The organism is Endoryza foliicola (assembly GCF_050589245.1).
Classification (GTDB): domain Bacteria; phylum Bacteroidota; class Bacteroidia; order Chitinophagales; family Chitinophagaceae; genus Endoryza; species Endoryza foliicola.
This window is the reverse complement of record NZ_JBOBEW010000008.1, coordinates 12,235-24,602: the sequence shown is the minus strand read 5'-3', so window position 1 is coordinate 24,602 and position 12,368 is coordinate 12,235. Positions and strand designations below refer to the sequence as shown.

Here is a 12,368-nt window from a genome sequence, read left to right as displayed (position 1 = left end):
AAGGTAAAATCCTTTCCCGGCCTATCTATTACTAAGTCGGGAATATAAAATAAACAAGGTTGCAAAAAATCAGAGTATTTTTGTGTGATGAAAATCACGTTTCAAATAGGTGAAATTGAGCAGGTAGCCGCTCAAGTGTGGGAGCAGATCCAGAACAATCCCGTAGTGGCTTTTCATGGAAACATGGGGGCCGGTAAAACTACCTTCATCCAACAACTGTGCAAACAGGCTGGGGTAAAGGATACCATGAGTAGTCCAACTTTTTCTATAATCAATGAATACCGATCACCAACAGGTTCCATTTATCATATGGACCTATATCGCTTGAGCAGCGAAGTAGAAGCCCAGAGAGCCGGAGTAGAAGAATATTTGTTTAGTGGCGCCAGATGTTTTGTAGAATGGCCGGAGAAAGCTCCGGGCATCTTTCCTGATGAAACCCTACATGTTACTATTGATATCACAAACGACGGTAGTAGGGTACTTCAAATACAAGAGAATTAAGTATTTTTGACTGGAAACACCATATTGATCCCGAAAGGATTGTAACCGACCCGCAATAAAACAAAGTTCACATGGCCCAACAAAAGCCGATCATAAGCACTTCTTTTAGTTATGAAACTTTAGAAGAAACCTTGGATATTAAACCCAAAGGCACACCACTTATGATTGGTATTCCTAAGGAAACGGCTTTCCAGGAAAATAGGGTTGCGCTCACCCCCGAATCTGTGGGCGTGTTGGTGAGCAATGGGCATCAAGTAATGGTGGAACACAATGCCGGCGAAGCAGCTCATTACCGCGACAAAGATTACAGCGAAGCCGGAGCCCGCATCGTGTACGACAAAGCAGAAGTTTATAAGTCTCCTGTAATAGTTAAGAGCGCACCCGTTATTGAAGAGGATTTGCCGCTCTTGCAAATGAATCAGGTAATTGTTTCTCCCATCCATTTGAGTGTAATGAAAGCCGAGATTCTTTCCAAAATGATGGAAAAAAGAATCACGGCGATCTCATTCGAGAATTTAAAGGACGATAGTGATAGCTATCCCATCGTTCGAAGCATGAGTGAAATTGCCGGTTCAGCTGTAATGCTAATTGCTGCACAGTATTTGAGTTCCGCCAATCATGGAAAGGGAGTTTTGTTGGGTGGAATCAGTGGGATCCCCCCCACCAAAGTAATCATCTTAGGAGCCGGAATTGTGGGCGAATACGCAGCTCGCGCGGCCCTCGCACTCGGCGCCTCCGTAAAAGTATTCGACAGCAGTATCTATCGATTAAAACGACTTCAGAATAATATTGGTCACCGTTTGTGGACTTCCGTAATTGAACCACGTATTCTCGCCAAGCAATTAAAGACTTGCGAAGTGGCTGTGGGTGCCCTTTACACTCCCGGTAGCAGAACGCCGGTGGTAGTTACCGAAGAAATGGTAAGCAATATGCGTCCCGGAAGTGTGATCATTGATGTGAGCATTGACCGCGGAGGCTGCTTTGAAACTTCTGAAATTACCTCTCATGAAAGCCCCATATTCTTGAAATACGGGGTCATCCACTATTGTGTTCCCAATATTCCTTCCGGATTTGCCCGTACAGCCTCTCAAGCCATTAGCAATGTACTCACCCCCTTGCTTATTGAAGCAGGCGACGAGGGTGGCTTTGAAAAGCTAGTATGGCATAAAGTACACCTTAGAAGCGGGATCTATCTGTTCAAAGGAGCGCTTACCAATTTCCATTTGAGTCAGCGTTTTGACTTGAAATACACCGACTTAAACCTCCTCATCGCTTCCCGTCGCTAAAAAATAGCCCCTTTCGCATTTGTTAATGCTTTGTTAAGCTATTAATTAAACGTTTGTTTAAATTAAACGACTGTTTAATTTTGGGTCATGGAAACAGGAAAAATGAATGAAAAGCAAATTCAGATCGTAGATGCGGCCGAGCATCTATTTGCTGAAAAGGGTTTTCATGGCACTTCTGTTCGTGACATTGCCGAAAAGGCACAGGTTAACCTGGCCATGATTTCCTATTATTTTGGTTCGAAGGATCAGCTTTTAGAAGCCATGTTCGAATACAAGTCGAATCTAATGGCCACTCAACTGGAAGTGCTGGTGCATCAGTCGAATTCAGAACCGCTTGAGATCATTTACTCTTTGATCGAACATTATATTGACAAGGTTTTGCAACAACAGCCCTTCCATAAAATTATGGTAAGAGAACAGGTGGTGCCCTCAACCAGTAGAGTTCAGGAATTGATTCTTGGCATGAGAAAAAGAAACCTTGAAATCATTCATCGGGTGGTTACCAAAGGTCAAGATGAAGGAAGTTTCAGAAAAGAAATTGATTTCCCTTTATTGATGACCACCATGTTTGGTGCAGTCAACAACATGGTTACCACACAATATTATTACCGTGCTCTTAGCAATCTGGAGCACTTATCCGATGAAGAATTCAAGCAAGTAATTAGAGAGAAATTATACAAACATTTAAAAGAGATTTTTAAATCAACATTGACAAATGAAGCGTAACTATTTATTCGTAGTTGTGATGTTGTGTGCACTTTCTGTTCAAGCACAAGAGAAGCGAACCTTAACGCTTCCTGAAGCTATTTCACTGAGTGTATCGAACAGCAAACAATTGAAATCGAAACAACTCAATTTGGTGGCAGCGCAAGCGGCTACCGAGGAAGCCAAAGATCGCCAGCTTCCCAGTGCTTCTGTAAGTGGGTCCTATTTACAGCTCAACAAGCCTAACATTGAAATGAAATCTTCCGGCAGTTCCGGTGGATCGGGTGGAGGTATTTCCGCGCCCAGCAATGTGATATATGGAATGGTAAATTTGAGTGTGCCCATTTATTCAGGAGGCACCATCAAGTACGGCATTCAAAGTGCGAAATTCTTGGAAGCAGCTACCGCGTTGGATACAGTATCTACTAAAGAAGAATTGTACCAAAACACTATTGAGGCATTTGCGAATCTGTTCAAAGCAAGAACAGCTTTGGTATTATTGAAAGAAAACTTAGCAACCGCCAAACAGCGTGTGGTAGACTTTACCAACCTAGAGCAGAATGGCGTATTGCCGCACAACGATTTGTTGAAAGCAAGTTTACAAGCTTCTAATATTGAGTTGGCTTTGTTAGACGCCGAGAACAATTGGAAAGTAGCCAACTTAAACATGGATCTATTGCTCGGCCTTCCAACCAATACCGAATTGATGTTGGATACAACGGGCTTAGCAAAAAAAGACGATGCGCGGACGCTTGAAGATTATCTTTCATTAGCTCAAAAAGGCAGATCTGAAAAAGAACAGATAGCTCTTCGTAAAAAAGCTGCTGAACTCGGCATCGCTTCTATCAAAGGAAGCATGTTGCCTTCGCTGAGTTTTACCGGTGGTTATATTGCTGCCGATATTCCGGGTGTATTGAAAGTAACCAACGCATTGAACGCAGGAATTGGTGTACGTTATTCCATCAGTTCTTTGTGGCAATCAAAAGCCAAGTTGAAATCTGCCAAGGCGCAAGTAGATCAACTTGATCTTGCCAATTCGCAATTCGACGATCAAATTCAATTGCAAGTAAACAGGTCTTATTTGAACTTGATAAGTAATCGTAAAAAGATCGAAGTAAACGCACAAGCTTTAGATCAAGCAAAAGAAAACTATCGAATCGTGAAGAATAAATTCGATAATAGTTTGGCAACCGCAACTGAACTACTCGATGCAGATTTAGCCCAATTGCAAACCAAACTCAATTTTACTTTATCACGTGCCGATGCATTTGTAGCTTATCATAAACTCTTGCAATCTGCCGGAGTACTTTCAACCGAATTCAATAAATAATTTATAATAAGAATACAATGGAAACAGCAACTGCTCCCCAAAAAAAGAACCCCGTTTTTATTATCATTCTAGCCCTTCTGGTTATCGGTGGTGGCTGGTTTGGTATCTCCAAATACCTACATGGACAAAAGCATGAAGAAACCGACGACGCACAAATCAGCGCCGATATTACCCCAATCATTCCACGCGTAAGTGGCTATATCGCTAAAGTATATGTGAGCGATAACCAAAACGTAAAGAAAGGGGATACTTTATTGGTGATCGACGACCGCGATTATCAAGTGCGCCTTGAACAGGCAAAAGCTGCATTAACTGCGGCTCAAGCGAATCTTGGTACTGCAGAAGCTTCTACCAAAGCTTCACAAGCTTCTATTAGCTCTGCCAGTGCCGGTATTTCAACTGTTGATGCACAAATTGAAGCAGCAAAAGTAACCCTATGGAGAGCTCAGAAAGATTTTGATCGCTATGCAAATTTGATCAAAGAAAAAACCATCACGCAGCAACAATACGAACAGGCTTTGGCAGCAAAAGAATCTGCTGAAAAGCAAGTCGCTATTTTGCAACAACAAAAAGCACAAGTGGTAAAGCAAGTAAGTGCCGTATCAGCTCAAAGCAATGCAACCGCACAACAAATTGGTGTGGCCAATGCAGCCATTCAACAACGTAAAACAGAAATTGCTGCTGCTGAACTGAACCTTTCTTACACAGTTATCACTGCATTGCACGATGGATTGATTTCAAAAGTACCTGTTCATGCCGGTCAATTTGTACAGCCTGGTCAGTCTTTGTTTAGCATCGTTCACAGCGATAAAGTTTGGGTTACTGCAAACTTCAAAGAAACTCAATTGAACAAAATGATTGAAGGACAGAAAGTAGTAGTGAAAGCAGACGTGTTTCCCGATCATGAGTTTGAAGCAACACTTTCATCCATTGCACCTGCTACAGGATCTACTTTTGCCTTATTGCCTCCCGATAATGCCAGTGGCAACTTCGTAAAAGTAGTTCAACGCATCCCTGTAAAAATTGAGTTCAATAAATCGGATTCATTGGTGAAGAAATTACGTCCGGGTATGAACGTAATTGTAGATGTACATCTTAATTAATCTTATTTAATCATTTTATATGGTTGACGCAGCATCATTAGTGGAATATGGCTCGAGGAGGGTGATCATCACCATCACGGCCATCATGTGTGCCTTGCTGGAAATCGTTGATACCACCATCGTAAACGTGGCATTGAACGATATGAAGGGTAACCTTGGCGCAACCACCAGCGAAATTGGTTGGGTCATTACAGCCTACGCCATCGGTAACGTAATCATCGTTCCCATGACCAGTTGGTTGAGCCAGCAATTTGGAAGACGAAATTATTTCGCGGCTTCAATTATTCTATTTACGATCTGTTCGTATTTGTGTGGTCAAAGTACTACCATTACTGAATTGATTTTATTCCGCTTATTACAAGGCATTGGAGGCGGTGCCCTTTTGGTTACCTCACAAACCATTATCACTGAAAGTTATCCTGTTGAAAAACGTGGGATGGCGCAAGCCATTTATGGAATGGGAGTAATTGTGGGTCCAACACTTGGTCCGCCTTTGGGAGGTTACATTGTTGAACATTCCTCTTGGCCTTATATTTTCTATATCAATATTCCTTTGGGTGTAATTGCAGCATTACTCACCATGCAGTTTGTGAGAAGTCCAAAGTATTCGGAGAAAACGGCCATGTCGCAAGTAGACTGGTTGGGCATTGGATTGCTCGCTTTGTTTGTTGGTTCATTGCAATACATTTTAGAGAAAGGACACGACGACGATTGGTTTAGTAACAACACAATTATCTTACTTACAGTACTAGCAGTGTTTGGATGTTTCTTCTTTATTTGGAGAGAATGGACGGCTAAGAAACCTGTTGTGAACTTGAGAGTATTGTCGAATGGGAATTTGAGGGTAGGTACTATTTTGTCTTTCATAATGGGATTTGGATTGTATGGTTCTACGTTTATTATCCCGCTGTATACACAGGCAACATTAGGTTGGACGGCAACGCAGTCAGGCCTTCTATTGGTCCCTGCCGCATTAACAACAGCCTTCATGATGCCATTCATTGGGAAGATGTTGCAAGCAGGAGTAAACAAACAACTACTGACTTCGATTGGGATGTTGATGTTCTTTTTCTTCTGTTTCTGGGGGTACCGCATTTTAACTCCCGATACCGGAAAAGATGCGTTTTTCTGGATGTTGATTTTGCGCGGTATTGCGATGGGCTTGTTATTCATTCCGGTTACTACACTGAGCTTGAGTACGTTGAAGGGAAGAGAGATTGGTGACGGAGCCGCTTTTACAGGCATGATGCGACAATTAGGTGGATCCTTCGGTATTGCGATCATCACAACTTTTATGGCGCAACAACAGATGGTACACCGCAATGATTTGGTGTCAAATCTTGACGTGAATAATCCGGTTGTGCAAGCGCGTGTTCAAGGCACTCAAATGGCCATGCAAGCGTCGGGCGCACCTTCTAATATTGCATTAGGAAGAGCGTACCAGTTAATGGATTATAGCATCACGAAACAGTCGATGGTATTGAGTTATATGGACGTGTTCTTTTATATCGGAATTGTGTTCTTGATTTGTGTGCCCTTGGTATTGATGGTGAGAAGTAAGAAGCAGGAAGGGAAATTGGATATGAGTAATGTGCATTAGAAAGAAAGAGGATACGAGGAGCGAGGAGACGAGGAGTCAATGTGAGAATTAGTTGATGTGTGAATTTGAGGCGGGAATGCATTTAATTTTTGGAAGGAGTTGCAATGTCAACTCCTTTCTTGTTTTATAGGTCGAAGAAGATTTTGAAGAAATTAGGTGTAGAGAGTAAGTTGGTTGAAAAATTTAGAGTTTTTTCACCGCAGCGTCGCAGCGTACGCAGCGATTACGCAGCGTAGTTCATTGCGCATCTTTGCGTGGTCCCTGAGCTTGTCGAAGGGCCGTGTCGAAGGGCTTCTTTTCTTTGAGGCAGGCTTAAACTGATTGAAAAATTAAAGGGTTGTTCACCGCAGAGACCGCGAAGCTCGCAAAGCTATCGCAGAGATTTTTTTCTTGCTTTTTTGACCACAGATTACACGAATTACAACAGATTCTCACAGATTAATCTTCGTTCCTCTGAGCCTTCGTGGTTCTGTATTTCCTCGCTCCTCGTCTCCTCCATCCTCCCTCCTGTATTTCGGCTGTTTCATTATTAATTATTACTTATTAATTAATAATTATTTGTGCTTCAATATCTCCACCCTCTCCTCACAATTCCCATACTCCTGCACATCATTGCTGCTGATAACAACAATTCTATTGGTGCTGTAGTTGGAAATCAGTTTTTGGTACAAGGCAATGCCTTCTTGATCTAAATTGGTGCAGGGCTCATCTAATAAGAGTAGGGTAGTATCACTAAACACTGCTTGTGCTAACTTCATTCTTTGTTTCATACCGCTGCTGAAATAACGGATTTGCTTATCCGCAGCTTTGGTCAATCCCACTTCTTCTAAGATTCCTACGACTGTTTTACCGGGTAGAAAGGTTTTGAATTGACCATGAAATTCCAAAAACTCTTTGGCGGTCATTTCTTCAATCAATTCTAAATAAGGGGCGGCTAGGGAAACATGTTTGAATACCAGTTCAGCGGCGATCTTTTGCTGATCATGAGTAAAATAATCAACGGTACCCTCGCTCAATTGCAGCGATCCTGCAATGGCTTGCAGCAACGTGCTTTTGCCGGAACCATTGGGCCCAACAATTGCATAAGAATGTCCTACAGTAAATTCCTGTGATAATTTGCGAAAGATCCAATCGCGGTTGAAACGCTTTCCGGCATTAGTCAGCGATATCTTCATCCACACTATTTTTAGAATAGCGTTTAATGATACCTCTGCCACTTTCACGAATAAAGGTTACAATTTCATCTCTTTCGTCGGTAGCGGAGAATTCTTCCTCCAAATACTCAAGAGCTTGAGAAGTGTTCATGCCCTTGTTATAGATTACACGATAGATTTCTAAGATATGATTGATCTTATCGATGGTAAATCCCCTTCTTTTCAAACCCACAGAGTTCACACCTGAATAGCTCAATGGTTGACGACCTGCTTTGATATAAGGAGGAACGTCTTTACCCACCAATGATCCACCACTTACAAATGCATGCTGACCAATTTTTACAAACTGATGCACAGCACACATGCCACCCAAAATAGCCCAATCACCCATTTCTACGTGACCTGCAATTTGTGTGTTGTTACTCATGATACAGTTATTGCCGATCATACAGTCGTGCGCCAAATGGCTATATGCCATGATCAAGCAATTATTACCAACACTGGTCTTGCCTTTATCTTTTGTTCCTCTGTTAATGGTTACAAATTCACGAATGGTGGTGTTATCACCAATTTCCACTAATGTATCTTCTCCTTCAAACTTCAAGTCTTGCGGAATGGCTGCAATAACAGCACCGGGGAAAATGCGGCAATTCTTTCCAATGCGCGCGCCTTCCATGATGGTTACATTACTTCCAATCCATGTTCCTTCGCCAATTTCAACATTTTGATGAATAACGGTGAAAGGATCAATTTTTACATTGGTTGCCAACTTGGCTTGGGGATGAATATACGTATGCGGGTGAATCATGTTATTTACATTCTTGAGTATAGACCCCTTTCCGGAATCAGGTATTGTGCCGATTACGGGTTCTAATTTACTAGGTTTAGATGGGCGGTTGGCTTTCAAATAAACTATTATAAGGGGGTGTCGGGGCTAGACCCGACTTACAAAAATAATCTTAATTTATCCAATTTTCGCCTTTTTCCTTCAAAATCAACCTCTTTTTACGAGTTGAGCGACCAAATCAGCCTCTGTGGCGACCTTATTTCCTACAAAAACAGTGCCTCTCATCTCACAAATGCCTCTTCTGATCGGTGCTGTTAACTCCATTTTCAACATCAAAGTATCTCCCGGCACCACTTTTTGCTTGAATTTACAATTGTCAATTTTCAAGAAATAAGTATCATAATCCCCCGGAGGCATGGCATTCATGGCCAAAATACCACCTGTTTGTGCCAGAGCCTCAACTTGTAATACGCCGGGCATCACCGGATTGCCTGGAAAATGGCCCGTAAAAAAGTTTTCGTTGAAGGTTACATTCTTGATCCCAACTATATGACGATCAGATAGTTCGATGATCTTGTCAACCAACAAGAAAGGATAGCGATGCGGTAACTTCTTTTCAATTTGCTGAAGATTGTACAACGGTGGCTGATTGGGATCGTACACCGGAACATCTTTCGTATGCTTGTTCTTTTTAATGTATTGCTTGATCTTACGGGCAAAATCCACATTGCTGCTATGGCCCGGGCGGTTCGCAATGATATGCGCCTTAATGGGGTAACCAATCAAGGCCAAATCTCCAATTACATCCAACAGTTTGTGACGTGCCGGTTCATTAGGGAAACGCAATTCTAAATTGTTCAAATAACCTTCGCTTTTCACTTCAATTTTCTCTCTGCGGAAGGCCTTGGCCAAACGGGCCATTTCTTCCTCCGTGGTCTTGCGGTCCACTACAACAATAGCATTGTTGATATCACCACCCTTGATGAGGTTGTGTGCCAACAGCATTTCCAATTCATGCAAAAAACAGAACGTACGGCAAGGAGATATTTCCGCTTTAAATTCGCGCAAACTCTTCAAACCCGCGTGCTGCGTGCCCAATACGGGGCTATTAAAATCAATTAAGGTAGTTACTTTGTATTCTGTAGCCGGAAGCGCGGTCATTTCAACACGTTTCAATTCGTCGAAATGCGTAAGGTTGGTGTCAATGCTGTACCAAGCTTTGGCAGCATCTTGTTCTAAAATTCCGGCTTCTTCAATGATTTCAACAAAGGGCTGGCTGCTACCATCAATAATGGGCATTTCAGGGCCATTCACTTCAATCAAACAGTTGTCGATTCCCATTCCCACGAGGGCCGCTAAAACGTGCTCTACGGTGCTTACTTTGGCGCCATTGTCTTCGAGGGTAGTACCACGACTGGTATCGGTTACTAAGTCACAATCGGCTTTAATGATGGGTTGTCCGGGTAAGTCAATACGTTGAAACTGAAAGCCAAAGCCAGGGTTAGCGGGCTTTAGCGTCATGTCTACATTCACGCCGGTATGCAAACCGGTTCCGGAAATGCTGATCGCTGTTGAGAGCGTATGTTGCTTATCGGGATTAAAACTTGCGTCCATTCGGCAAAGATAGTAAATCAATGCCGTACCATATAAACAGGACTGATTTTCAATCTAATCATGGATTACAACCATTCTTTCGGTTTCTGAATTAGCTCGCCGTATTTATTCGGCAAGTTTTCAGGGAACTGACAGTCTTTTAATTTTTTGTAGCCAATTTTGAAGCTACTATTTGCATAAAGTTTCAATTCGTCGGAAGTTCTACTAGGAGGAAAAGCGATGAAAATTTGCTTCGAAGGAAAAATCTCGCGAATGTGTTTTATCGGGGGAACCAAGTCGGAATCACCGGAAATTACATACGCAACATCAAATTCGTTTTTATAAGCATCAACCATTAACTGTGTAGCAATGTTAACGTCTGTTTTCTTTTCTTTCAGCTGCCAATAATCATTGCCACAAATTTCACATTTCTGCAATTCTGATCTAAACTGCCCCCAATATATATCTACCTCACTGCTATACAATGCTTCAATATAAACATCTTGCCTTTTCTTCTTGGCAAGATCGTTTTTTACAGAGGATGTGAAGTACTTAACTCCAAATAAATCATGCTCTTTATTCATTAATTTCATACAGAGTGATTTAATATCTAACCACTTACAATCTTTGTATCCTGAGTTCATTAAACCGAAATACAAATTGAATCCATCGATATAAAATCTCGCTCTTAACTGCATAAAAAAAGTTGTAAAAGAGTATTTTTTGTCGAGAAAAAAATTATTTTTGTATCACATCGCCATGGATGGTATCTATGGTTAACGCCTCCGAAAGGAGGCGTTCGTTCTTTAGATATAGAATACAAACTTGGTTCCGTCCATTTTACTGACTACAAGTTCTGAATATTTTGCATTTAAGACCCCGATTTACACCCGATTCTTCCAATTTTTTGTTGTACTACTCGTTGATTGTTATCGGTTAATCTAGAAGGCTTATTGTGTTTTCGATGATTTCGAAGCGGTCTATTTGAATAGAAAGCTTAAAATGGTTGGCAAATCTGTGATTCGAGATTAATAGCTTTTAAATATGTGTTTGCTTAACATCCTGCTCCAATTTTACTTTTAAAAGTTGGATGACAATTAATTCAATGTTATGTAAGCAATTGTAACGTGATAAGTCAAAACTTATACAATAGAGTGATCACCAAATTTGGTAATTATAAGTAGGTGCAGGTATGATGAGTGAGTAAAGAAATCAACTATGAAAGTTTCGCTTCCAGCTCTTTTATTTTGGCTTCCAACTCTTTAAGTCGCTTTTCCATTTCGGGAAGGTTGCGACTTACAGCCTGGGCTCTGAGTGCTGAGGTGTAATCGTATGCCGGCGATCCGGTTACTGCGGTGCCGGGCGTTTTAATGGCCTTACTTACCCCGCTTTGAGCATTGATCTTGCTGCCATCAGCAATGGTAATATGGCCTACAATTCCGGCCTGACCACCAATCATTACATTCTTGCCAATTTTGGTGCTGCCACTCACACCTGTTTGAGCCGCAATCACCGTATTGCTGCCAACTTCTACGTTGTGAGCTATTTGAATGAGGTTGTCGAGTTTCGCTCCTGCCTTAATTACAGTAGATCCAATAGTAGCGCGGTCAATAGTAGTATTGGCCCCAATTTCTACCCCATCTTCCACAATTACATTTCCAATTTGAGGTACTTTCTGAAAACTACCGTCGGCTTGAGGTGCAAATCCAAATCCATCACCCCCAATCACCGTTCCTGAATGCACCGTTACATTCTTGCCCACCACGCATTCATGGTATACTTTCACTCCGGGGTGCAAAATGGTATTGTCGCCAATGGTAACATTATTGCCAATGAACACCTGCGGGAAGATCTTCACATTGTTTCCAATTTTTACATTCTCTCCGGTGTATACAAAAGCTCCAATGAAAACATTGGAACCCATGCTAGTTGTTTTGGAAATATAAGAAGGCTCTTGTACCCCCTGCAATTGTTGAGTGGCAAATTCCTGGTATTTCGACAATAAGGTTGCGAAAGCTGAATAGGCATTTGGAACTCGAATTAGGGTAGCAGGAATAGGCTTCTTCAATTCCTGACTTTCATTGATGATGATGATCGAGGCTTCCGTTGTATAGAGGTAATCTTCGTATTTAGGGTTCGCCAGAAATGCCAATTGGCCGCTTTTTGCTTCTTCAATTTTTCCAAACGATGCTACTGAAACCGTGGCATCTCCTTCAACTTTTCCTTGAATTAATAAGGCTATTTGAGCGGCTGAAAAGGTCATAAAATGTGGCTGTTTATTCTTGATCTATTACTTCTTATTTGAAGGA

At 41.7% G+C, this 12,368-nt stretch carries 11 protein-coding genes; 6 read left to right on the top strand and 5 right to left on the bottom strand.

Annotation, left to right across the window (positions count from 1 at the left end; genetic code table 11):
- Nucleotides 1-87 precede the first annotated feature (87 nt).
- From tsaE to ACQ2HE_RS16875, 6 genes are all read left to right on the top strand, one after another.
- Complete coding sequence (gene tsaE, locus ACQ2HE_RS16900; protein WP_430901238.1) at nt 88-501, top strand: tRNA (adenosine(37)-N6)-threonylcarbamoyltransferase complex ATPase subunit type 1 TsaE; 414 nt, start codon at nt 88-90, stop codon at nt 499-501.
- A 71-nt stretch (nt 502-572) separates the two neighbouring features.
- Nucleotides 573-1,787, top strand: a complete 1,215-nt coding sequence (locus ACQ2HE_RS16895) for an alanine dehydrogenase (protein WP_430901236.1) — start codon at nt 573-575, stop codon at nt 1,785-1,787.
- An 87-nt stretch (nt 1,788-1,874) separates the two neighbouring features.
- A complete protein-coding gene (locus tag ACQ2HE_RS16890; RefSeq protein WP_430901234.1) occupies nt 1,875-2,513 on the top strand; it encodes a TetR/AcrR family transcriptional regulator in 639 nt (212 codons plus the stop codon).
- Nucleotides 2,503-3,822: a TolC family protein gene (locus ACQ2HE_RS16885; RefSeq protein ID WP_430901232.1), complete on the top strand. Its 1,320-nt coding sequence runs from the start codon at nt 2,503-2,505 to the stop codon at nt 3,820-3,822. The genes ACQ2HE_RS16890 and ACQ2HE_RS16885 overlap by 11 nt, the downstream gene beginning before the upstream one ends.
- A gap of 17 nt (nt 3,823-3,839) precedes the next feature.
- Nucleotides 3,840-4,925, top strand: coding sequence for an HlyD family secretion protein (locus ACQ2HE_RS16880; RefSeq protein ID WP_430901230.1), 1,086 nt, complete (start codon nt 3,840-3,842; stop codon nt 4,923-4,925).
- Between the two features lie 19 nt (nt 4,926-4,944).
- A complete protein-coding gene (locus ACQ2HE_RS16875; protein WP_430901228.1) occupies nt 4,945-6,525 on the top strand; it encodes a DHA2 family efflux MFS transporter permease subunit in 1,581 nt (526 codons plus the stop codon).
- A 554-nt stretch (nt 6,526-7,079) separates the two neighbouring features.
- Here the strand turns inward: ACQ2HE_RS16875 and ACQ2HE_RS16870 are convergent.
- From ACQ2HE_RS16870 to lpxD, 5 genes are all read right to left on the bottom strand, one after another.
- Nucleotides 7,080-7,700: an ABC transporter ATP-binding protein gene (locus tag ACQ2HE_RS16870; RefSeq protein ID WP_430901226.1), complete on the bottom strand. Its 621-nt coding sequence runs from the start codon at nt 7,698-7,700 to the stop codon at nt 7,080-7,082.
- Nucleotides 7,681-8,586, bottom strand: coding sequence for an acyl-ACP--UDP-N-acetylglucosamine O-acyltransferase (gene lpxA, locus ACQ2HE_RS16865; protein ID WP_430901224.1), 906 nt, complete (start codon nt 8,584-8,586; stop codon nt 7,681-7,683). Before lpxA ends, ACQ2HE_RS16870 begins: the two co-directional genes overlap by 20 nt.
- Nucleotides 8,587-8,673: 87 nt before the next feature.
- Nucleotides 8,674-10,080, bottom strand: a complete 1,407-nt coding sequence (locus ACQ2HE_RS16860) for a bifunctional UDP-3-O-[3-hydroxymyristoyl] N-acetylglucosamine deacetylase/3-hydroxyacyl-ACP dehydratase (RefSeq protein WP_430901222.1) — start codon at nt 10,078-10,080, stop codon at nt 8,674-8,676.
- Between the two features lie 65 nt (nt 10,081-10,145).
- Nucleotides 10,146-10,757 carry an NYN domain-containing protein gene (locus tag ACQ2HE_RS16855; RefSeq protein ID WP_430901220.1) on the bottom strand — a complete coding sequence of 204 codons (612 nt, stop codon included), beginning with the start codon at nt 10,755-10,757 and terminating at the stop codon, nt 10,146-10,148.
- A gap of 518 nt (nt 10,758-11,275) precedes the next feature.
- Nucleotides 11,276-12,322, bottom strand: coding sequence for a UDP-3-O-(3-hydroxymyristoyl)glucosamine N-acyltransferase (gene lpxD, locus ACQ2HE_RS16850; RefSeq protein WP_430901218.1), 1,047 nt, complete (start codon nt 12,320-12,322; stop codon nt 11,276-11,278).
- Between the last annotated feature and the right edge of the window lie 46 nt (nt 12,323-12,368).